Below are 22,721 nucleotides of genomic sequence, written 5' to 3' on the forward strand. Positions count from 1 at the left end.
TAAATGCCGAATGAAGTGTGAGACTTGGCAAATCTTGCGATTTCAGACCATCATTTCCATACTTACAGCAGTTCGAATTTACTGGTCAGGAAAAAGAGAACTCGTGTTATATTTTGGATATCATGGTTTAAATATAAAGAACGAGTATGTCTTCAAAAAAGCGGTTTGTTATTTTTATTGTAACGCTGTTAATCTTTACCAAAGGATTTTCACAAGATTGTTCTGTGGATTTTTTTTTCAGAAGTTATACAGGTGATGGATTTAAAACGGGTGGCTGGCAAGGAGACCGGTTAACTATACTGCCCGATAGTAGTATGTTAATATGTAATTCTCGTTTTATAGCAAGAATTTCCCAAAAAGGAGATGTATTATGGAGCAAACTTTTTTCTGGTTACGGAGGCAATACGAGTAACGCCATAGCAGATTATGACGGGACTATTGTTTGCGTAATGGGGTCTGATATTATTAAGATTGACACGTCAGGTAATACGTTATTCCAGAAGAAAATATATTTTGATAACGACGGTGGTTATGATGTTACTTATTCAGAATCATTCAGGGACATAGCTATTTTAGATGATGGAGACAAAGTTATATTGTATGAAGATCATTTTGGAGCACATGGAGGATATCTTTTAAGGTTAGATAAAGATATGACTGTAATTAAGTGGTGTAAAAATATACGCTATAATAGCATTGGCTTTACCAATATAGTCATCGACGGCAATAAAATAGTACTTGCAGGCCTTTCCGCAGAAACCTTTAACCCTGCTGCATTTTGTTTTTTAGCATCATTCGATTCCAATAATGGAAGTTTAATTAAAGCCAACTATTTCAGTTGTTTAAACCTGGGAAGCCTTGATCGCTTATATAAAGGCAATGGGCAATATTTTTTAATGGGAACTTTGCTTAATCAAACTTACGAAGAAGGCAGGTATTGTTATATGCGCATCAATAGTGATTTTAGTGTACTTGCCATCAGAAGATTTGTTGGTTATACTGATTATTTTGGTACTACGTTTTCTTTCGCACCTCAAAATAACAATTCATTGTATGGGATGATTGGAAGAGGTTCATTTGTTACAACCATGTTCAACATAGACAAGAATGATTCGGTAAAATGGGTAAAAGATCATTTAATGGGAGGCTTTCCCGGTGATATAAAACAAAATTCCGAAGGGTTATATTTTGCAGCCGACTGGGATTATAATGCTGTTGGTATTGGACCAAAATCAACCTTCACGATATGTAAAGCAGATTTTGATGGCAATGTTCCTGAATGCATGACAAAATTTGACGCTACACTCGTCACAAATAAGTATGATTTTTTCACAGTTGCTCCTGTAACGCTACAATTAACAGATAAAATCTGTACCATTGGCACAGATAATTCAACTGTCAATAATTATCCATTGGACGCTTTTCAATGTTCTTATCAAAGTGTTTGCAATTCAATAAAATTGATGGGTGATACTGGTATTTGTAATGTTCAGCCTGTATATTTTACCGGCAGAAGAAATGCTACTTGTAACAGTCCAATTATCTGGTCTGTTAGTCCTGCAGCTGATTATACGGTTCTGAATGATAGTATGATTTCGGTCAACTTTAATAACAATGGTAATTACAAAGTAAAAAGTAAAATAAGTGATCGTTGCAATGATTATATCGACAGCGTCAATGTTCATGTAAATTTATCCGGCTTGTTAGCTATGCCGGCGGATAGTATTCTTTGCACAGGAAATACCATAAAATTATCAGCAGGCAGTCAATTTAAAAGTTATAAATGGCAGGATGGCTCTTCCGATTCTTTTTTCGTGGTCAATCAAACCGGTAAATATTTTATAACAGTAACAGATTACTGCGATAATACGTACAGCGATACTATCAATATTAATCCTGCAAACTTTTATTTTAATACAGGAAACGATACAATAAAGTGTAATGCTGACAGCATAACGCTAAATGCCAGTTCCGGGTTTTATAATTACCAGTGGTCTTCTCAAAATAATTTAATTGCTGTAAGTGATAGTTCAGTTGTAGTTAGTCCCCTGGTGGATACCTGGTATACTGCTACAGCGGAAAAAATGCCAGGATGTTTTGTAAAAGATTCTATTCATGTAGCTGTATTACATTCACCAACTGTATTTTTAGGTAATGATACTTCTCTTTGCGCCGGACAATCTTTATTGTTGGATGCCGGCAATAATTTTTCATTTTATAAATGGAGTACCGGGGATGTTTCAGCAGCAATTAAAGTAAATGATTCCGGAAGTTATTTTATTAAAGCAACCGCAGCTAACGGATGTTCATCGGAAGACACGTTAGCGATTTTAACTGTACATCCGTTGCCGGACTTTACGCTCGGAAGAGATACAATACTTTGCGAAGGAAAAAAGCTTTCATACAATTTTAATTTACCCGGTGCAGCATATTTGTGGAATAGTGGAAGTAGTGCAGGTAGTAATACACTAGGTTATGATGGGCTCTATTGGTTAAAAGTTACACAGCAGGGTTGTTCCGCTATTGATACGGTGAATGTTTCATTTCAACCTTCGCCTGTTGTATATCTTGGCCGAGATACTGTTTTGTGTAATGGTATAACCAGACAATTAGACGCAGTCAATTATAATGCAATTTATGTATGGCAGGATGGAAGTACAATGCCTTCTTACATTGTAAAAAAATCAGGATTTTATTATGTAACGGTTGATATAAGCGGATGTAAGGCAAGTGATTCTGTTTACATCAACTACAAATCAAAACCGGATATCAGTTTAGTTAAAGATACGTTTGTATGCAGGGGACAGGAGGTCATATTAAATCCCGTTAGTGGTACAGTAGATAATTATCTATGGCAAGATGGAAGCACAAATATTTCCCTGAGAGTTAAAGATCCGGGTATTTATACACTTACTGCAAGCAATGAATGCGGCATCACGACCAGCTCGGTTAATGTGGATTGGGGAACCTGCGACTTGTATATGCCTGCTGCATTTACTCCTAACAATGATGGCATAAATGATCTTTTTAGAGTTAAAAATATGTTTGTCGTCAGAGAGTTTAATTTTTCTATTTATAGTCGTTTCGGGGAAAAGATTTTTGCCTCCAATAATATTAACCATGGCTGGGATGGTTCTTATAAAGGAGTCCTTCAAAATACCGGTGCCTTTGTCTGGACTATCTCGTTTGTTGATAGCAACAATATCAGAAAATTTGCCAGGGGTACTGTTTTGTTAGTAAGGTAAATAAGGGCGGTTTATTCCCTCTTAGCGCAAGCGATCTATTAAATTGAAATCTGCATTGCCGCAGGGTTGTCGGGCAGAAAAGAAGCGTTGTCTACAATTGTGCCATACAACAAATGCGCTAACAACAATAATACACCAATGCTGCTATAATGTCATCATTCGCAAACAAAAATAGTAAGCATATAAAATTATCAGGAGGTGTTACTTTGTAGAACCGGCAACGGCACACGGGATCTGGCGCACATCGCCAACGCTAACCCTTCCAATGTCAGTGTTTACCGGTTTGAAGTGGTGCTTGCACCACCTGGTGGTTTTTTTAGGATTCGTCCGATTGATTTGTTTTGAGCCGGAGAATGCGGTTATTTTTGATCAGGACAGAAAGCCAAAAAAAATAAATGATGAAATTCTTTTTAGCTCTTATTCTTTTAATGGACGCTGCTGTTAATTGCCAGCAAGAAGAAACCACCTTTCATCTGATAATCCCTAAGCAGAAAGTGGCAGGAAGTTTATACAATACCCTTAATTTTATTGATGTAAGACCTTATACATCCATGAGCGTAGTGTAAAAATGGAGTTTTTAACCTGCCGGCGTAGTAGCTGAAAGACTATTTGCGGCATAGTTAAAAGATCTTATAAATTCGCTTACAGATTCCACCGCACAAAAAGGCAGGCTCTTGTTTCAACTGATGTAATACTATTGTGCCGAACCAATTTGCTTCATGAAAAAACAACACCAACATGAATAAATTACATGCGCTTTATAATTTCCTTGATTTGGCAGGCACTTTTGTTTTTGCCATAAGCGGCGCATTAGCAGCAAAGCAGCGGGGACTCGACCTGTTCGGAATATGCGCTGTTGCATTTACAGTAGCTTGTGGTGGTGGAATTATAAGGGACCTTTGTATTGGCGCCGTTCCGCCCGCAGGGTTAACAGACTGGCAATATTTGGCAGCAGCAATTGTAGCCACAGGAATGACAGTAGGTTTGTATTCGTTTGTGCAACGGCTTAATCAGCCGGTGCTACTTTTTGATGCATTGGGCCTGTCTTTATTTGCAGTGACTGGTGCGGAAAAAACACTTTCCTGTGTTCATAATGCAGAGATGGCTGTTCTTTTGGGAATCACTACAGCTGTTGGTGGTGGGGTGTTGCGTGATATTTTACTGAACCGGATACCTGTAATATTGGAAAAAGAAATTTACGCGTCCGCAGCACTTATTGGCGCCTTAATTGTAGTTGCAGGAAATTATTTAAAATTGTTATCCTCCGACTGGATCTCTATCATCGCGTTGGTTGTTTGCTTCGGGATTAGGTTATTGGCGTTAAATTTTCTTTGGAACCTGCCCGTTTATCCAAATCATAAAAAAAAGCCAGGCTTATAAAAATGCTCTGCTTCCGAGGTTGGTGTAAGCGCTTCGATCTCCAAGGGCGGTGGACACCGGACCACGGGTTGAGATGAGATATGTACCAACTACGGAAGCAAAGAACATCCGCAGGAAAGCAGGAGGAAATGGCTTATATGGATGCTGGAGACAGCGGGTAAAAAGAATAGCAATAATGTTGATTGGTTCCGAAGGCTTTTAGGCGCAGCAGCATAACAAACCAATAGAAATTATAAATCGGGAAATGTTTGTAGAAATTGTATTTTACATTCATCAAAATCCTGGGTGAGTGGGTTTGTGTATGAAGCGGAGCAATGGGGGAAAATGTAAACAGCACGGTAAAATCTGACAATAGCAAACCTTCTCTTGACAATATTGCAGCAGCAATTAACAGCACATGTTACAAAGTGATTTCACAAATAGTAGCAAATAACTAATGACAAAAACTATTATACTTCAATCAATAATTACTTGCCCCGTTTGTGGACACAGACAAGAAGAAACAATGCCAACAGAAGCTTGCCAATATTTTTACGAGTGTGCAGGTTGCAAGACACGAATTAAACCAAAACAAGGTGATTGTTGTGTTTATTGTAGTTACGGAACAGTAAAGTGTCCGCCTATACAATCAGGAACATCCTGCTGTGGGTAGCGACGAGAGGTATGCAGCAATACCTGCACGTGAGCAAAATGTCGGTGAATCTTAGTTATTTATAATCTCTCCAAATCCATTTCAAAATAATAATGATAATGATTAGCACAGCCAGGATTAGAACCCGATTTACAAGAGGGACATTAATGATTACTTTGTAAATATTCGGCGATGGTCATTTCGTGATAACATGCTCTGGTGTTGCAATGGGATTAGCCATAGGTGTTGCGGTGGGGGCTGTTTATGACGTTGTTAAAAGCCGGAAATAATGAAATCATTTTTTGTTTAAGTACACATTTAATTCAATGAAAAAGATAATTTTTTTGCAAAAAAACTGAGGCATTTTTATGAATGTTTCAGAAAGCACTCCCCGCTATTGCGTACCTTTGCCGCCTCAACTATCAACCTAATTACAACATGTATAAAATCCTTTTTCTGTTTTTTATTTCAGGTTTCACAACGCATGTTTTTTCCCAGTATACTTTTAAAGCTATCATCAAAAACAACAAGACCAATGAACATTTGAGAGGTGTTTCAGTTATTTTAAAAGGAACTCAACACGGCGCAACATCCAACGATAGCGGATTTGCGGCACTCAACAATATCCCCAACGGAAAACAAACCATCCTCATTCAATCGGTTGAATTTACAACAGTTGAAAAGAATGTTTTATTTCCGCTGAGCGACACTGTTACCATATTTTTAGAACCTGCAGCAGATGAGCTGGAAGAAATCAAAATAGTTTCTTCCACCAGGAGCAGCCGGAATATACAAGATATTCCTACCCGGATTGAAGGGATTCCACTGGCGGACCTGGAAGAAAAATCAGTCATGCAACCCGGGAATATCAAAATGCTGGTCTCTGAAATTTCGGGTGTTCAAACGCAACAAACATCCCAGGTGTCCGGTAGTGCAAGTATACGCATACAAGGCCTTGACGGAAAATATACCCAACTTTTGCAAGATGGTTTTCCAATCTATTCAGGTTTTGCAGGAGGTTTAAGCGTTTTGCAAATTCCACCTTTGAATTTAAAGCGAGTGGAAGTTATCAAGGGTGCCACCTCTACTTTGTATGGTGGTGGTGCAATAGCAGGGCTTATAAACCTTATCACAAAGGAGCCGGGCGACAAAAGAGAAATTTCATTTTTAGCCAACACAAATCAAACCGGTGCGTTGGATTGTAGCGGTTTTTATGCGGAACGCTATAAAAAAACAGGCCTTACAATGTACACCGCCGGCAATTTTCAAAAAGCGTACGACAACAATAAGGACGGTTTTTCAGACATTCCAAAATACAAACGGTATTCCATCAACCCCAGGTTTTTTTATTACCCAAATGCCAGCACAACTTTTAGCATTGGTATAAATACAGGATTTGAAAAGCGCACAGGAGGAGACATGCAGGTAATCAACAACATGGCAGACACTATTCATTCATTTTTTGAAATCAACAACACCAACCGGTATTCAACACAAGCCAAATTTGAAAAGATATTCGCCAGCAAAAATAGACTGACCATTAAAAACAGCATCGGCTATTTTAACAGAACAATTGAGCGGCCAGTTTATAATTTTGAAGGAAAACAGGTAGCGACTTTTAGCGAAGCCAATTACCTGATCCCGAAAGAAAAATCAGAATGGAATGTAGGAGCCAATTTTGTTTCCGACCATTTCAGGCAAGTTAATGCCGTTGCAAATAAATTAGATTATTTCAGTTCCGCTTTCGGTTTATTTGCACAAAACAACTTAAGGGTTTCCGAAAAATTAATTGTTGAAAGTGGTTTGCGTTTAGACGTAACTAAACGCAATGATTTTTTTGTATTGCCACGGTTCTCACTGCTGTACAAAATAACCAACAAATTCACTTCCAGGATTGGCGGAGGATTGGGTTACAAAACGCCTTCTATTTTTTCGGAAGATGCAGAAGAAAAAGCCTTTCAAAATATCTATGCGCCTGATTTTTCAAAAGTTTATCCCGAAAAATCGTATGGATTAAATGCAGATGTTAATTATAAAACAACCATTTTTGAAGACATCAACTTCTCAATTAATCAACTATTTTTTTACACAAGCATTAAACATCCTTTGGTACTTTATCCAGTTGCAGTAACAAATAATTTTTCGTTCCAAAATGCCAATGGTAATATTGAAGCCAAAGGCTTTGAAACTTCTATTAAATTGAAGCTTGATAATATAGCCTGCTTTATTGGCTATACTTACACAGATGTAAACAGGCATTTCAATAACGTTTCTTCTGTAAATCCTTTAACCGCAAAACATCATCTTAATATTGACATGATGTATGAATGGAATGAAAAATTACGGATAGGGTATGAGCTCTTTTATGTAGGGCAACAATATTTAAGTAACAATGAAAAGGTACGGGATTACTGGATTACAGGCGTTTCGAGTGAATATAAATTTGACCATTTCAGTTTATTTTTAAACCTTGAAAATTTTTTGGATACCCGGCAATCTAAATGGGAAAGTATGTACGCCGGAACAATTCAACATCCTCAATTCAGAGAAGTGTATACACCCACAGACGGATTTATTTTTAATGGCGGCTTTAAAATCAGCTTATAGAGAAGATAATTATCTGCGGATCAAACGGCACCGGGAAGAATTCATAATTTAAAATAATAAGGAGTGGTAAAAGCAGAACACCGGCAAGGGGTTCCTGCTTTTTTTATGTAAGATTTCCTTTTTCGCTGAACGAAAGTAAAACAATATCGCAAACAGGATTTAATGAATTAACCGGGAATGAAATATGAGGCATGCATATTGGAATTACCATTGTAACTAAAAAAAATACAATGCGCACAAATAGCTTAATGATTAAAAAAACACTGGCAGCGGGCATTTCTTTACTGGTATTGCTTACATCCTGCGGCAATAATTCCACTACCGATAAAAATAATGCAACAGACAGTACTGGTATGCGATCTGAAAAAGATACTGCAGATAAAATGAGTAATGAAGCTGAAAAAATGATACCAGCCGGAGCTAAACCTGCATGGGGCAAGGGTATGACCGATCCTATGACAGTTGTAATTGAAAAATTAAGCAGTTTCGGGGCACCTCCGTTAATATCGCTTTCAGCTCTTGAAGCCCGAAAACAGCCTTCGCCTGCTGACGCAGCTATGGGTGTTATAAAAGACCATCACATTGCTGTACCTGCGAACAATACGGATACCACAGGTAAGGATATTGCCGTTGCCAGTGGAATGATCCATGTAAGAATTTACACTCCTAAGAGTGGAAAAAATACGTACCCGGTGATTGTGTACTATCACGGCGGTGGATGGGTTATCGCCGATTTAAATACCTACGATGCTTCAGCGCAGGCTATGGCAGAGCAGGTGGATGCAGTGGTAGTGTCAGTGGCTTACAGGCAGGCACCCGAACATAAATTTCCAACAGCGCATTACGACAGTTATGCTGCGTATGAATGGACAGTAAAAAATGCAGCCTCCATAAAAGGAGATTCAAAGCGCATCGCTTTAGTAGGTGAAAGTGCAGGCGGCAATCTTGCGGCCGCGGTAAGTATGATGGCCAGGGACAAAAAATTTCCGCTGCCAGTGCATGAAATATTGGTATATCCTATTGCAGGATATGATTTTGCAACAGCCTCTTATAAAGAAAGTGACAGTACAAAACCGTTAAATTCCGGATTAATGAAATGGTTTTTTCAAAAATACCTTAACAGTCCGAATGATGGTAAAAACCCAATGATTTCGCTGGTAACGGCAAACGTAAAGGGGTTACCGCCCACTACCATTATTGCTGCGGAGTATGACCCTTTGAGAAGTGAAGGGGAGTTGCTGAGGGACAATTTTAAAAAGGCCGGGGTTGCTGTTAATTATAAATTGTATCAGGGCGTAACACATGAATTTTTCGGTATGGCGGCGGTTGTGCCGGAAGCAAAAGACGCACAGCAATTTGCTGCAGGCGAATTAAAAAAAGCTTTTGCTCAATAACATGTAACGGCTGTCAGGGTTTGCAAAAGCACTCTGTGCAAAGATAGTAGTCGTATTGTAATTGTGATTCCACTTATCTACAAATGGTAAACTGTGCCTGGCGTAATGTCAATCATGGCAAGGTAAAAACAACGTCAGGGATATGCGTAGACTAGTAACTGACATTGTTGGGTTGAATAATTATACGAAGTACGTAGGCCACTTTTTTTAAACAGCAAATTTTAAGAAGTGTGTTAAAAGAAATTTTTATACACTACTGAAAATTTTTTTGGCATGTTTTTGGAAACAGATGTGATGTAAATAATTTTAAACTTAAAAATTCAATTATGAAAAAGATTCTTTTAGGCATGCTGATATGTGGAGGCACATTGACAACATTTGCACAGGACAGCACCAGCAAGACGATAACTACTACCACTACCACAACGAGTCACAAGTATGTATATTATCCTGACCAAAATGTGTACTACGACCAGGCAACTGATACTTACTGGTACCAGGACAAGGGAGCCGAGAACTGGACCAAGGCCCAAAGCCTGCCACCAACGATTGTGATAGACAAAGCCGGACAGCAGGAAATTATGGTAGATGGTATTAATCCATGGGCTAACAATGCCGCCGATATAAAAAAATATAAAGTAAAAAAAGACGGGTCGGTGAAAATAAAAATGAAAGATAAAAGCCCGCAACAATAATTTTCATTGGTTCTTTACAAAAAAATCACAGCTTCTGTAAAAGAAGTTGTGATTTTTTTTTAGGTAAACGGAACTGGGAAAGTATTACTTTGCAGCATCAGCAAATGGTACAAGGAATTCCAGCGCATATTGAAAATGCTGCAACCTGTTTCAATACAAGTGTTTACATTTTGAAGAGATGCTTGCGCTAACGGGGGATGAAAAAAGATTTCAAGAGTCGCTTTAAAGGATTTGTAATATTGGTAGTGTAAAAAACTTTATAATTTAATTTTTCAGATGAAAAAATCTATAATCATTTTAGCGGTGCTTTCATTTTTTTCTTTTAATTCTGGGTTCAGTCAGAGCAAAACAGCTTACCGTATCGATAAGGTGTTTCATATAGAAAGTGGTGGTGGTTATGATTACCTTACTGTCGACTCTGCATCAGATAACCTGTATATTTCCCACGGTTCGCAGGTGAATATTTTAAACAAGTTAACAGGCGATTCAATTGGAGTAATTGAAGGTGAAAAAGATGTACACGGAATTGCCATCGTTCATGATTTGGGTAAAGGATATATTACCAATGGAAGTTTAAACAGCGTTATTGTATTCGATTTAAAAACAAATAAAGTACTATCACATGTTCCGACAGGCAAGTTTGCAGATGGTATTTTTTATGATGTCTTCTCAAAGAAAGTTATCAGCTGTAATGGAATGAGTAAGAATATGACAGTCATTGATCCTTCAACAGATAGTGTTGCTGCAACCATACAATTAACCGGATGGCCCGAAACAGCTACAAGTGATGGAACGGGAAAAATTTATGTTAACAATTCCGAAAAAAGCGAAATTGATGTAATTGATGCAAATACTTTCAAAATTGTAGACAGATGGCCGGTCGCTCCCGGTACAGGCCCATCAGGCCTGGCAATTGATAAAAATACGATGCGTTTATTTATTGGATGTGGTAATAAATTACTAATTGTAATGAATGCTGAAAATGGTAAAATTATTACCCGGCTTCCAATCGGAGATGGATGCGACGCTGTAGGTTTTGACGGGGAACTTAAAACAGTGTATTCATCAAATGGTGAAGGTACCTTAACAATAATAAATGAATTACCGGGTGATAAGTTTGTAGTAAAAGAGAATTTAAAAACAGAAAAAGGTGCAAGGACTTTAACGGTAGACCAAAGTACACGCAAGTTGTATTTACCAACCGCAAAATTTCAACCCGCAACTCCCAAAACCTTCAGACCATCTACGATACCAGGAACCTTTAAAATACTGGTAGTAGATATATTTTGAGACATACCCTTCCGTTAACCAGGGGATTGGTTCAAAATCAGCAAGCACCTTCCCAGCAACCTACCAGCGACAATTCTCCAAACGATTTCGATTTCCATCACATTGCCAAGCCGTAAATAGGCTGTATTCATCAAGGTTGGTTTATAAAATCTGCAGGTTAAGTATGCCGGTACATTGCAGACAATCTTGTATTCTTCATGATGACTTATAAAATTAGTTTCCGCTTTGCGCAATCTTTTTTCCCGATTGTACAACACTCCTTCGCCACCCCATCTCACATTTGCAAACAAATTATACTGCAATGATAAATGGCAAAAAAATAATAACATCAATAGTTGCTTTGCTCACTTTCATAATGGTTAAAGGCCAGCAGCAAGATTCTGTTAAGATGCTAAAAGAAGTGAAAGTTGAAGGGTATATACATGTGCGTGGCGTAGGTCATTTACTGGAAGTAAAAGACGGGATTATTTATGCGGGGAAAAAAACAGAAGTGATTATTGTGGATAGTATGGATGCCAACAAAGCAATCAATAATACAAGACAAATTCTTGGAAGAATACCCGGCTTAAACATTGTTGAAACAGAAAGCAGCGGTTTTACGGCCAACGGTATTGCAACAAGAGGATTAAACCCGATACAAAGTATTGAAATGAACACAAGACAAAATGGGTATAATGTAAGTGCAGATGTTTACGGGTATAATGAAGCTTATTATATTCCACCAATGGAAGCAGTAAAAAAGATTGAGCTGGTGAGAGGCGCAGCTGCTTTGCAGTTTGGAGCACAGTTTGGCGGCCTGGTAAATTATATAACCGCAGATGCTCCAAAAAACAAACCATTTGAATTGAATACATCTCAAACAGGCGGCAGTTTTGGGTTGTTCAATTCTTTTAATTCTATTGGGGGTACTTATAAAAAAATCAGTTACTATGGTTTCGTTCAATACAGAAACATACATGGCTATCGCCCAAATAGCCGACAATGGCAGCTTTCAGGCTTTGGAAAAGTTCAATATAAACCGTCAGAAAAATTAAATATTGGTGTAGAGTATTCGCTCCTCCGCAACAGAATCCAAATGCCCGGCGGGTTAACCGACAGTCTTTTTTATGCCAATCCCAAAGCGTCAACACGGTCAAGAAACTGGTTAAAAAGCCCCTGGAATATTGTAAGTAATTATATTAATCTTAACCCTTCTGAAAATACAAACGTGAGTCTAAAGACCACTTATATTTTCAGCAACCGTTTTTTGGTATGGCGTAACGAAGATGGAGGACCGGGTGCATTAGACGAAATAGACCCGGCAACCAACGAATTCGTACCAAGAGAAGTAGGAAGGGAAGACATGCATAGTATTACTACTGAAGGAAGATTTTCTGCAAATTATAAGTTGGGAAATAATAAATCTACACTGGCAGGAGGTGTTCGGTTTACGCATGGATGGTTTAAACGGCAAGGCGGCGGCGAGGGCACTACGGGTAGTGACTTTAATTTAGCCATAACAGGAGACTGGGGGTACAATTTGGATTTTACAACAACCAACATGGCGCCATTTATTGAAAATATTTTCAGAGTCGGTGAAAAATTTACAATAACACCCGGAGTAAGATTTGAATATTTAAAAAGTACAGCAAAAGGATATAAAATTACAGACGGTGTAAAACAGTCCCCGGATGAACACCGTACAAGAAATTATCCATTAGCAGGAATAGGGTTAGAGGTTAAACCATCAGGTAATACGAGTGTTTATGGCAATATAAGCCAGGCTTACCGGCCCATTGATTACAGCCAGCTTGAACCTTTTGGGGTAGCAGCAAAGATTGACCCTGATTTAAAAGATGCTTACGGATTCAGTGCCGATCTGGGTTACAGAGCTACTGTAAAAAATTATCTGAATCTTGATGTTAGTTTATTTTATCTGGCTTATAACAACAGAATTGGGGAGGTTATAAAAACAGACCTTTCAACAGGGCTTGACTATGCCTATAGAACAAATGTTGCCAACAGTGTTCACAAAGGCATGGAAGCATACATTGAGTTTAATCTGTTAAAATATTTAAACCAGCAGTCAAAAAAAGGACTAAGTATTTTTAATTCATTGGGATATACCAATGCAAAATATACCAGTGGGGAATTTAAGGGGAATCGGGTAGAAGCGGCGGCGAAAGTAATTGAAAGAGTTGGACTAATTTATAACAATAAAAGTTTTTCATCTACCTTTCAGGTTAATTATACAGGTGATGCATTTGGTGATGCGACGAATGTCAGAATTAGCACAAATCCAATAGCGGGCTATATCCCAGCCTACACAGTTGTAGACTTCAGCGCCACTTATAAAATAAATAATTACGCAATAAAAGCCGGTGTAAATAACCTTGCTGACAAATCTTACTTTACAAGAAGAACAGACGAATATCCGGGACCGGGAATAATAGCAGCAATAGGGCGAAGTTTTTACATTGGCCTGGCTGCCAGATTTTAGTCTACGGCTGCATAGTTTTCAATTACATACCGAAGTTGTAAATTCAAGCCGTTCAAGGTTACTTTTTGCTGCAATGACGCTCATGCTTTCGCAAATTATTCAGGCTTGAATGTTAAGCGAATCAAAGTACAAGAAAGAAAATTTTTAATCAAAAAGGAGTAGAATTTTATTAGCTTAAATTCCAGCGGATCTTAGTTAGCAGTAAGCTACGCTTCATACGAACGAAGTAATAATAACCGCTGAATACAATTACGATTATTTGAGAGCTGGTTTCCTATGTGATCGCCAGGTGGTAAGTATGTTTGATCGTTTATCCTTGTATACATTGAATGCTGCCCAACGATCATATATCCTTCAGTATATGCACATTGTAAGTATATTTGTTATATAGCGAAGTTTGTCACAGAATTACCGGTATGGTCATTTATATAGCCATCCTACATTCAGGATAATGAATTTAAAAATAATTCCTATTCCACTACAATTAGGTATCTATGGCTTTGCAGTGATTGTGGTAAATAAAGACTATGCTGGAATTGCCTTCAAATTAATGGATAGGATGTGGCAGACAGTTAAATTGTAAAAAATACAAGGTATTTTTTACCGGGAAAGTTGGTAATTATTTCATTCGATTAAATGACGTTGCAATGGACACAACCATTATGCTGACTTTATACAGAGAACAAATTAAAAGTTTGATCACCTTTAATGATGAAGAGTGGTATGCTTTTGCGAGTTTTCTAAAAGTCAAAAAACTTGGGAAGAATGAATGTTTTGTGGAAGCGGGTAAAGTCTGTAAAGAATTAGCTTTTATCATTAAGGGTGCCGTTCGTTTCTGCAATTCCATTGACGGGATTGAGATCACCGGATATTTTTGTTTCGAAAACAGTTTTGTTACCTCTATAAAAAGTTATCTAACGGGAGAACCGTGTCTCTATGATATTAAAGCATTGGAAGAAACTTTCTTTGTTAGCATTTCAAAGGAAAATATGCAAGCCATGCTGCTCCATCCTTTATTATCTTGTAAAGTAGAGCGATTCGGTAGGTTAGTGTCAGAAAAATTCAATATACTTTTTGAGGACAGGTTAAAGTCGTTTATCGTGAAAACACCTGAGGAAAGATATCTTGATCTGCTGGAAACAGGCAAGGACATTGTAAAACGTATTCCGGTGCAATACATTGCACAGTTCATTGGCATTACACCGGTATCACTTTCAAGGATCAGAAAAAGAATTCTTGAAAACACCCCTTCTCCAAATAAGACTAAATTCTAAATTTTTTACCGGTTTGCGTATCATGATTTTCTTATCTTTTGTTAAGAAATCAAGCTATGACTGCTGGTAATTTTGTGCAAAATAAATTACGAACATGCACAAATTTTTAGAAAAACCGGAAACGGAATCAAATGTACTTACCTATGACCAGAATATAAATAATCATCCGATCGGATTAGTGAGAAGGAGGTGCCGGTTATGAACCTGATAACTACAGTCGCATTTCAATTGCTGGTCAGCCTTTGCTCTTTGCTTGCTGCAACAATAGCCACTTTTCGTCCTGACCGGCTTGCACCGTTGTTTCCCTTATTCTCTAAGTCAGGATTAAGGCGAATCATACAGGCGACAGTCCATTGGATCGCCTTAATCGCGATGCTGCTTGGTATCGCCGTTCCTTTCGTAGCATTTTTTGCTTGCTGTATCGCTTTTGCTTCATCAATTCCGCTGGTACTTCGGGCAGTTCATTTTAGGATCTTGAAGATGTGGTTACTACCAACTCTGCTGGTTGTCGCTTCTGTGGTGGTAGCTATCACTCAGCCTTTAGGTCTCAAAGTGCTTGCCCTCCCAAAGGCTGATGTCTTACGCTTCGTCCCAGTCCTTTCCCGCGTTATTAAAACCTACGACGAAGGCCTGTGCTTTGAAGGAATTGCTGCCGGTGAAGACGGGACGCTTTATTTGTCCGGCAACCGTGGACTGGACTTTTCGAGGGGCGATTATTACCACGATGCACAGGGCGAACTGATTGAGCGCAAGTCAGACGGCACGGAGCATATTCTCTTCAAAACACCCAGGGGGCTTACCTCAGGCGTGCCTGTGCTGGCGCATGACAACACTATTTATCTAACCAGTCACGGCGATAAGTCTTACATCTGGCATATTGATACCAACGGCAAAGCCCTGCAACTGGCACAGCTTACGAAAGGCTCGTGGCCGAATGGACTGGATATTGGTCCTGACGGCATGCTTTATTCACCAGATAGTCAGCTTGGCGTAATCTGGCGGGTTGACCCTAACAGTGGCCGGGCAGAAGAAGCGATACGTGACCCGGCTCTGCTGGCCCGTCCATTTATTTCACTTGCTCCCGGAGCCAACGGCCTGCATTTCCGGGGGCGTGACATGATAGTGACCGCCTCCGATCGCACGACAGTACTGAGCTATGCTATGGATGATAAAGGTCATTTCGTTCCGGCCAAAATAATAGCCGCAGGTATTCCGGGTGACGACTTTGCAATCGGCCAGGATGGCTCGCTTTTCATTACCACACATCCTTACAACACAATTGTCAGGGTCTTTCCTGGCGGAGAGCGGACAATCATCGGCAAAGAGGCACAGCATATCGTTGGTGCCACCGATGCCGTCTTCGGTAAAACTGCCGGGGATCGAACGACATTATATGTCGTTACTGATGGAGGTGCCTTCACCGGTGGGCCTAAGACGCGTGGTGAGTTGATTGCGCTTGAGCCTTATGCTCCATAGTAATGCTATTATGGCACTCAAACGATTGAGACAGTTCATGACAAACATTAATCGTTTCGCTGCGGCCGCCGGGCATTGGGAATTGCACAAACTCATGCCATTCTCTTTGCGGACTTTCAATAACTTAAGATGGGCTTCCTTTCAAACAAATAAGCGTGTTAAGTGTTTATTGTACAAGTGGAAAAAAAATGATGAGACGGATATTTACATTTCTGTTTCTTTCACAGTAAGCAAATTTGGAAACCGCTCTAAGTTTTCTAAACTTATAAACTATTAGGAGATGGTCTGTGGTACCATTCTATTGTGCGTATTTTTTTTCGGCGTTTTTTTTCAATTTCCTTTTTACGTAATGCTACAACCGGCCGAGATTTAAAATATTGACAAAAACAAATGGAGCAGATCAGGCAGTTAATGAAACAGATGATTAACATTTCGGAAACCGAACTGAGTGAGTTCCTGGATCAGACTTTTATTAAAACATTTAAGCGGCAGGAAATCATAAGCCGGCCCGGCGCTTTTCCAAATGAAATCTTTTTTATTAACAAGGGGCTCATCCGTGTTCTTATAACAGACAACACAGGGGCAGAACACACAATACATTTTGCACTGGAAAATCAATTCATTGCCGACTATGCTAATTTTATTCAAAAGCAACCTTCCTTTTATACCTTGCAAACTGTAGAAGAAACGCAAACGGTTGTTTTGCCACGTTCAGCCATTGAATGGGGATACAAGAATTTAACTGAGGGGCAAAAAATGGGGCGGCTTATAGCAGAATTTTATTTTATTTACCAGGATGAACGTATAAAAAATATGTATGCAAGAACACCCAGGCAACGTTATGACAGTATTACCGACGTGTTCCCAAATATACATAACCGTGTGCCACAACATCAAATAGCCTCTTATCTTGGCATTACAGCTGTGCATTTAAGCCGCTTGAAAAAAACTGACGTCAGAAAAATCTAAACATTTGTTATCGTTTGCAGGGGTAAGTCAATATAAGTTTGCATCGTAATTTTTAACGACCATCGTATGTTACAATTCGTCCTTGAACTCAAGGCAAGAAACGAAGCTCTGTTTTATTTTTCTGCAATTTGTTTTGCTTTGGCAGTGCTATTTTACCTGCTTGGCATATTTTCGCAAACACAGGTAGCTGGAGTAAATGCCTGGATCAAACCATTCAAGTTTGCTGTTTCAATCGGTATTTATTGCAGCACTATGGCCTGGTATTGTTTCTATTTGCCTTCATTTAACATCCTCCTTTTTAACAGGGCAAACATTGCTCTGTTCACTTTTGAATTGCTTTACATCACCATACAGGCATCACGGGGACAGGAATCTCATTTCAATACAACAACGGCCTTTTATAGAATACTCTTTGCATGTATGGCGGTTGCAGCCATCGCCATTACATGCTATACAGCTTATGCAGGCATTAAATTTTGTCAATCAGATCTGCCGAATCTTGCACCCCATTATTTGTGGGCGATACGATTAAGCATATTTATCTTCATTATTTTTTCCTTTGAAGGGTTGGCTATGGGCGGCAGACAAACACACACTATTGGAACGCAACCACAACACACTTTTCTTCCAATCTTTAAATGGAACATGAAAGAAGGTGATTTACGGGTGGCTCATTTTATTGGCATGCATGCGTTACAGGTTATACCATTGCTTTCATTCTACCTGTTAAAAGCTACAAGGGCGGTTTTTACGCTCAGTGGGGTCTACTTAGTTGTTGCAACTGCAGTTTTGATACAGGCATTGCAGGCGAAGCCATTTATAAAAACAAAACAAATTCAAAATGAAATTGACCGATAAGGAAAAAAGCAGATTGAAAACAAGGTATGGTGAATGGGCGATTGTTACCGGAGCCTCCTCAGGTATCGGGCGGGAATTGGCCTTACAATTAGCAGCTGCAGGTTTTAATCTTGTCATTCATTCCAGGCAGTTAGAAAAACTGGAAGAAGTTGAAATGCAGTTAAAAGCAAATGCTGATATTCAAATTAAGATAGTTGCTGCGGATGTTTCCGGACCGGATGGAATCGATAAGATCATTCAATCTGCGCAACGCCTAAACGTTGGACTACTGGTAGTTTCAGCAGGCTATGGAACTTCCGGATTATTTATCAACAGTTCGTTACCTGCAGAAATCAATCTGCTGAAAGTAAACTGTGAAGCCCTGCTCGCATTGACACATTATTACAGCCAGCATTTTGCACGGCAAAAACGTGGTGGCATTATCCTGATGAGCTCAATGGTTGCGTTTCAGGGAGTACCTTATGCTGCCAACTATGCTGCAACAAAAGCCTATGTTCAAACATTCTCAGAAGCATTGGCAGTTGAATTGAAGCCCTATGGCGTCGACGTGTTGGCAGCAGCGCCTGGCCCTGTTGATAGCGGATTTGCACAAAGGGCAAATATGAGGATGACCACTACTCTAAAACCTTCACAAGTTGGCGTTCCAATTTTAAGAGCGTTGGGGCGTAAGACAACTGTTTTGCCAGGCTTCTTAACCAAAATCTTAGTTTACTCAATGCGGGCAGTCCCAAGGCTTGGTAAAATAAAAATTATGGCAAAGGTTATGGCAGGTTTTACTGACCATCAAATAAACCGGGAGGATGAAAGAACCAGTACAATTTGATCATCCACTTCATCTGGTCTGCAGCTTCAGGCAAATACCCGCAGGAATGATTTCAATATAGCGACTTGGTGTTTAGAATTTACCTGTAATAAATATTCTGCTGGTTTCAAAAAGGATAGTTATGCCGCTAGCTAGTACCTGCAAAACTATCCTAAGAATGAAGAGTTCGTTTGTCAGCGGCCGAAGACAGTGGAACAGGTGCAGGCTGTGTGTTTGAGGTATCTGTCAAAGATTGTATGAAATGAATAATGTCTTTCATTTCCCGCTTTGTTAAATTAAGAGAACCGGATGGTAGTGTCTGATTGGATATAGGTACGCCCAAACCTGCAGCACCTCCCTTATTGTAAAACAATAAAACTTCTTCCAACGTTTTTAAACTTCCGTTGTGCATATATGGTGCAGTAAGTGCAGCATTGCGCAGGCCTGGTACTTTGAAGCCATACATCTGATGTTGTCTTCCGGTCAATGCCCCGATGCCTTTATCTGCATCAAGTACCGGCTTGTTAAAATTGCTATTCTCCAGGATGCCTATCACTTCAAATTCAGATGAATTGTATAACGGCGGTAACAAGCCGCTAAACAAGGGTACAAAATGACAGCTGCCGCACCGGGCCTTGCCCATAAATAGATTGAACCCGTTTATTTCAGAAGCCGTCAGTTTTTTAGTATTGCCGGCAACGTATTGATCGAAATTTGAATTGAATCCGGATAGTGAGCGTTCATAGTCTGCAATGGATTGTGCAATATGCCCCTGGGTGACCGGATTGTCTGCAGGAAAGGCTTTGGCAAACATGTATTGATAAGTATTGCTTTGGTTCAGCAGAGAAATAATGTGCGGATAGTTACCATTTAATTCAGCCGGGTTTTTTATCACTGAACTAATTTGAGCTTCTAAAGTACGTTCGCGGGAGTCGTGAAAAAAAGTGGTTTGCATGCAAACATTTATAAGCCCCGGCGCATTTCTTAACAGGGTTTTGCCGGGGTCGTCAAAAGAAATGCTTTTGGCAAGACCATCGGTAAATCCTTTTTCAGGGTTATGACAGGAGGCACAGGAACGTTGCAGATTGCCTGATAACAGCGGGTCGAAGAACAACTTTTTTCCTAAGTCTATCCTGGCAGATAACAAGGGGTCATTTTTATTATTTAAAAAGCCTGAAAAAGATGGTAAATCAAAAACAGATTTTTCGCTGATGTCAATGTACTGGTTGTAGGAGTTGTAAACTGTTTTTAATTCAGCGGCATAATCATCTATTAAAACACTTAATGGTTGATAATAAGTGGTGATAAACGCCAGCCGGTTAAACTTTACATTGTCGTTGTTACGCTGTATGTATTCAATGGCTTGTTGAAATAAGCTATCACTCTTTTTGCGCAACGGCAGACTTACCTGTTCATCAAACATTTTCAGATTTTCTTTTACACTTGTAAGTGCCGTGATGGATTCGTTCAAATAATTTTTTTGAACGGGATTGTCATATTCGGTAAAACCCAGCACGGTAATTTTAATGAGCTCGTATTTTATTGCGGCAAGTATTTCACCGTTGGGCGATCCGGAAATCCTTGTCACGGCTTCCGACAGGGAGGCAACTGATCTTGGCAGCCATGTAAGCTCATTTGTAAGTTTGTGCAGCGCTGCAGAGTCTGGTTTGTCACCGCTGAGCAATATGTTTTCAATAACCTGTAAACCGTGGGCGGGTTCAAATTCTCCGGGATCTTCTTCCTCCATTATGTCCGGGCCATTGAAAAGATTTGCTACGTGGGGATAATAGTAAGAGAGAACCCATTCTATTTTTTTATAAGCCAGCCTGCATTCCCTTAATTTTAGTTTGATGGCTTCCACACTGCGTTTTGTTGATTTACCACCAACACTGACTAAGCTATTCAATTCGGTTGTTCTGTTAAACAATTCATTCTTTTCAACCAAATAGTTTTCGGTTATTTTTTTTGCTGATTCATTTTGTTTTGTTTGAAAACCGGCTGTTATTACCAGCAATGCAGCAATAGAGAAAAAGACGATTAATTTGGTTTTCATTTTTTTTAAATCAGTAAGTCTATAAAAATAGAGTGTTTTATCAGGGATAGCCCAGATCGAATGCTGTGTGATAATTAAATTTTGAAAGCTTTTATTGCTAAGACTTTGTTTTAAAAAGCCTTCAATACTATAGCAGTCGATTATAAAATCCTGAAGCCATAACTATTTGTCAAAATAAAATTGAAATTTTTAACCAGCAACTTTAACCGGTCTCAAAATACTTTAAGGCCGCCGTTTTAAATCGAATTGGTAAGGACATAACTATTACTTAACCTTTTGATAAGATTGCTCAAAGAGGTGGCACAATTGATGACATTATTTTTGTAAAAATACTTTATGAGAAAAAATTTACTTTTTATACAGATACCGGTATCATATTTTATCTTTTCATTTATTTCAATTGGTACTTCAGGTCAGTCCAGCAATAGTCCTTCCTGCAACGTTAATAATAAGTTACCGGTCGTAACAATTACCAGTCCCGTTACAGGTACTTCTTTTAATGCCGGCGCCACCATCACCATTACCGCAGCTGCATCAGACTCTGACGGCACAGTATCTAAAGTAACATTTTTTGAACACGGCAATAAACTGGGGGAGGATTCCAATGCGCCATATACTTATACCAGGCCTTATGTGGAGGGAGGCAATTATAGTTTAACGGCAACAGTTACCGACAACCTTGGTGCCACAACCTGTTCTGGTATCGTGCTGATAAATCTCACAACGTGTACCGGGAGCGGCAGCATTTCTGCGGAAGGTTTTTCTAACACCAAAGGTTTAATCGTGGGCGATGTGATGAACAATCCCGCCTTCCCGGATAGACCGGATGTGCTGGAATCTCTTAGCGCATTTGAATACGGACCCAATCTCGGCGATCAGTATGCGGCAAGGGTGAGAGGCTATATTTGTGCGCCACAAACCGGTTATTATAATTTCTATATTTCCGGTGATGACCAGGTAGGATTGTGGTTAAGTACAGACGACAATCCCGCCAATAAACAACTGATTGCTTATGCAGAATCCTGGACGGAGCCCATGCAATGGAACAAATTTGCAAAACAAAAATCAGCACCGGTAATGTTAGTCAAGGGTGGGCGTTACTATATTGAAACACTCCATAAGGAATATGTCGGTCCGGATCATCTTGGCGTTGCCTGGACACTTCCTGGCGGCCAATTTGAGGCGCCCATTCAGGGAAAGTATTTATCGCCCTGGGTAAGCACAGCGACTGCACAACCACATCGCATCGGCAATTTCAACCAGGTTATGATTACTACTATTGGTGTAAATAAGCCCTTGCAGGTTATTGCAGCGCAAAACCCTGCCCGCAATTATTTCAGCATTTCCATCAACAGTAGTGATAACAATTTGCTTTCAATAATTGTAACAGACGTTGCCGGCAGAATAATGGAAACAAAAGAAGGAATTGCTGCTAACGGAACAATACAATTTGGCGCAAAATTAGGTGCAGGTATTTATTTTATAGAAGTAAGACAGGGTAGCCAAATTCAAAAACTCAAACTTGTCAAACAGTAAAAAAAACGATGTTATTAGTGTAGGTTAGTACA

At 39.3% G+C, this 22,721-nt stretch carries 16 protein-coding genes; 15 read left to right on the forward strand and 1 reads right to left on the reverse strand.

What is annotated here, in order from left to right:
- The first annotated feature begins 146 nt into the window (after positions 1–146).
- The 14 genes from QWZ08_RS13950 (at position 147) to QWZ08_RS14015 (ending at position 19,121) form a co-directional block, all read left to right on the forward strand.
- Entirely contained in the window at positions 147–3,245 is a 3,099-nt protein-coding gene (locus QWZ08_RS13950; protein WP_290338057.1) for a T9SS type B sorting domain-containing protein, read from the forward strand.
- Positions 3,246–3,443: 198 nt separating this feature from the next.
- Positions 3,444–3,590 (forward strand): hypothetical protein, encoded by a 147-nt coding sequence (locus tag QWZ08_RS13955; RefSeq protein WP_290338058.1) that lies wholly within the window; start codon positions 3,444–3,446, stop codon positions 3,588–3,590.
- Positions 3,591–3,983: 393 nt separating this feature from the next.
- The gene (locus tag QWZ08_RS13960) at positions 3,984–4,625 is read left to right on the forward strand and encodes a trimeric intracellular cation channel family protein (RefSeq protein ID WP_290338059.1); all 642 of its coding nucleotides are present in this window, start codon (positions 3,984–3,986) and stop codon (positions 4,623–4,625) included.
- 436 nt (positions 4,626–5,061) lie between these two features.
- A complete protein-coding gene (locus QWZ08_RS13965; RefSeq protein ID WP_290338060.1) occupies positions 5,062–5,277 on the forward strand; it encodes a GDCCVxC domain-containing (seleno)protein in 216 nt (71 codons plus the stop codon).
- A 417-nt stretch (positions 5,278–5,694) separates the two neighbouring features.
- The gene (locus QWZ08_RS13970; RefSeq protein WP_290338061.1) at positions 5,695–7,863 is read left to right on the forward strand and encodes a TonB-dependent receptor; all 2,169 of its coding nucleotides are present in this window, start codon (positions 5,695–5,697) and stop codon (positions 7,861–7,863) included.
- A 230-nt stretch (positions 7,864–8,093) separates the two neighbouring features.
- A complete protein-coding gene (locus QWZ08_RS13975) occupies positions 8,094–9,257 on the forward strand; it encodes an alpha/beta hydrolase (protein WP_290338062.1) in 1,164 nt (387 codons plus the stop codon).
- 326 nt (positions 9,258–9,583) lie between these two features.
- A complete protein-coding gene (locus tag QWZ08_RS13980; protein WP_290338063.1) occupies positions 9,584–9,952 on the forward strand; it encodes a hypothetical protein in 369 nt (122 codons plus the stop codon).
- A 276-nt stretch (positions 9,953–10,228) separates the two neighbouring features.
- Complete coding sequence (locus QWZ08_RS13985; protein ID WP_290338064.1) at positions 10,229–11,242, forward strand: YncE family protein; 1,014 nt, start codon at positions 10,229–10,231, stop codon at positions 11,240–11,242.
- A gap of 301 nt (positions 11,243–11,543) precedes the next feature.
- Positions 11,544–13,721, forward strand: coding sequence for a TonB-dependent receptor family protein (locus tag QWZ08_RS13990; protein ID WP_290338065.1), 2,178 nt, complete (start codon positions 11,544–11,546; stop codon positions 13,719–13,721).
- Positions 13,722–14,368: 647 nt separating this feature from the next.
- The gene (locus tag QWZ08_RS13995; RefSeq protein WP_290338066.1) at positions 14,369–14,995 is read left to right on the forward strand and encodes a Crp/Fnr family transcriptional regulator; all 627 of its coding nucleotides are present in this window, start codon (positions 14,369–14,371) and stop codon (positions 14,993–14,995) included.
- Between the two features lie 198 nt (positions 14,996–15,193).
- Positions 15,194–16,471, forward strand: coding sequence for an SMP-30/gluconolactonase/LRE family protein (locus QWZ08_RS14000; protein ID WP_290338067.1), 1,278 nt, complete (start codon positions 15,194–15,196; stop codon positions 16,469–16,471).
- A gap of 390 nt (positions 16,472–16,861) precedes the next feature.
- Positions 16,862–17,440 carry a Crp/Fnr family transcriptional regulator gene (locus QWZ08_RS14005; protein WP_290338068.1) on the forward strand — a complete coding sequence of 193 codons (579 nt, stop codon included), beginning with the start codon at positions 16,862–16,864 and terminating at the stop codon, positions 17,438–17,440.
- A 66-nt stretch (positions 17,441–17,506) separates the two neighbouring features.
- Positions 17,507–18,298 carry a hypothetical protein gene (locus tag QWZ08_RS14010; RefSeq protein ID WP_290338069.1) on the forward strand — a complete coding sequence of 264 codons (792 nt, stop codon included), beginning with the start codon at positions 17,507–17,509 and terminating at the stop codon, positions 18,296–18,298.
- Entirely contained in the window at positions 18,282–19,121 is an 840-nt protein-coding gene (locus QWZ08_RS14015; protein ID WP_290338070.1) for an SDR family NAD(P)-dependent oxidoreductase, read from the forward strand. Before QWZ08_RS14010 ends, QWZ08_RS14015 begins: the two co-directional genes overlap by 17 nt.
- Before the next feature lie 151 nt (positions 19,122–19,272).
- Here QWZ08_RS14015 and QWZ08_RS14020 read toward each other — a convergent pair whose 3' ends face one another.
- Positions 19,273–21,153: a cytochrome-c peroxidase gene (locus QWZ08_RS14020; RefSeq protein ID WP_290338071.1), complete on the reverse strand. Its 1,881-nt coding sequence runs from the start codon at positions 21,151–21,153 to the stop codon at positions 19,273–19,275.
- A 336-nt stretch (positions 21,154–21,489) separates the two neighbouring features.
- Here QWZ08_RS14020 and QWZ08_RS14025 point away from each other — a divergent pair, with 336 nt between their 5' ends.
- Complete coding sequence (locus QWZ08_RS14025; protein WP_290338072.1) at positions 21,490–22,689, forward strand: Ig-like domain-containing protein; 1,200 nt, start codon at positions 21,490–21,492, stop codon at positions 22,687–22,689.
- The last annotated feature ends 32 nt before the right edge of the window (positions 22,690–22,721 follow it).

The organism is Ferruginibacter paludis (genome assembly GCF_030409685.1).
GTDB classification, from domain to species: Bacteria; Bacteroidota; Bacteroidia; order Chitinophagales; family Chitinophagaceae; genus Ferruginibacter; species Ferruginibacter paludis.

Coding starts and splice junctions, on each gene's coding strand:
- QWZ08_RS13950 (WP_290338057.1), top strand. CDS start 147: ATGTCTTCAAAAAAGCGGTTTGTTATTTTTATTGTAACGCTGTTAATC.
- QWZ08_RS13960 (WP_290338059.1), top strand. CDS start 3,984: ATGAATAAATTACATGCGCTTTATAATTTCCTTGATTTGGCAGGCACT.
- QWZ08_RS13965 (WP_290338060.1), top strand. CDS start 5,062: ATGACAAAAACTATTATACTTCAATCAATAATTACTTGCCCCGTTTGT.
- QWZ08_RS13970 (WP_290338061.1), top strand. CDS start 5,695: ATGTATAAAATCCTTTTTCTGTTTTTTATTTCAGGTTTCACAACGCAT.
- QWZ08_RS13975 (WP_290338062.1), top strand. CDS start 8,094: ATGCGCACAAATAGCTTAATGATTAAAAAAACACTGGCAGCGGGCATT.
- QWZ08_RS13980 (WP_290338063.1), top strand. CDS start 9,584: ATGAAAAAGATTCTTTTAGGCATGCTGATATGTGGAGGCACATTGACA.
- QWZ08_RS13985 (WP_290338064.1), top strand. CDS start 10,229: ATGAAAAAATCTATAATCATTTTAGCGGTGCTTTCATTTTTTTCTTTT.
- QWZ08_RS13990 (WP_290338065.1), top strand. CDS start 11,544: ATGATAAATGGCAAAAAAATAATAACATCAATAGTTGCTTTGCTCACT.
- QWZ08_RS13995 (WP_290338066.1), top strand. CDS start 14,369: ATGGACACAACCATTATGCTGACTTTATACAGAGAACAAATTAAAAGT.
- QWZ08_RS14000 (WP_290338067.1), top strand. CDS start 15,194: ATGAACCTGATAACTACAGTCGCATTTCAATTGCTGGTCAGCCTTTGC.
- QWZ08_RS14005 (WP_290338068.1), top strand. CDS start 16,862: ATGGAGCAGATCAGGCAGTTAATGAAACAGATGATTAACATTTCGGAA.
- QWZ08_RS14010 (WP_290338069.1), top strand. CDS start 17,507: ATGTTACAATTCGTCCTTGAACTCAAGGCAAGAAACGAAGCTCTGTTT.
- QWZ08_RS14015 (WP_290338070.1), top strand. CDS start 18,282: ATGAAATTGACCGATAAGGAAAAAAGCAGATTGAAAACAAGGTATGGT.
- QWZ08_RS14020 (WP_290338071.1), bottom strand. CDS start 21,153: ATGAAAACCAAATTAATCGTCTTTTTCTCTATTGCTGCATTGCTGGTA.
- QWZ08_RS14025 (WP_290338072.1), top strand. CDS start 21,490: ATGAGAAAAAATTTACTTTTTATACAGATACCGGTATCATATTTTATC.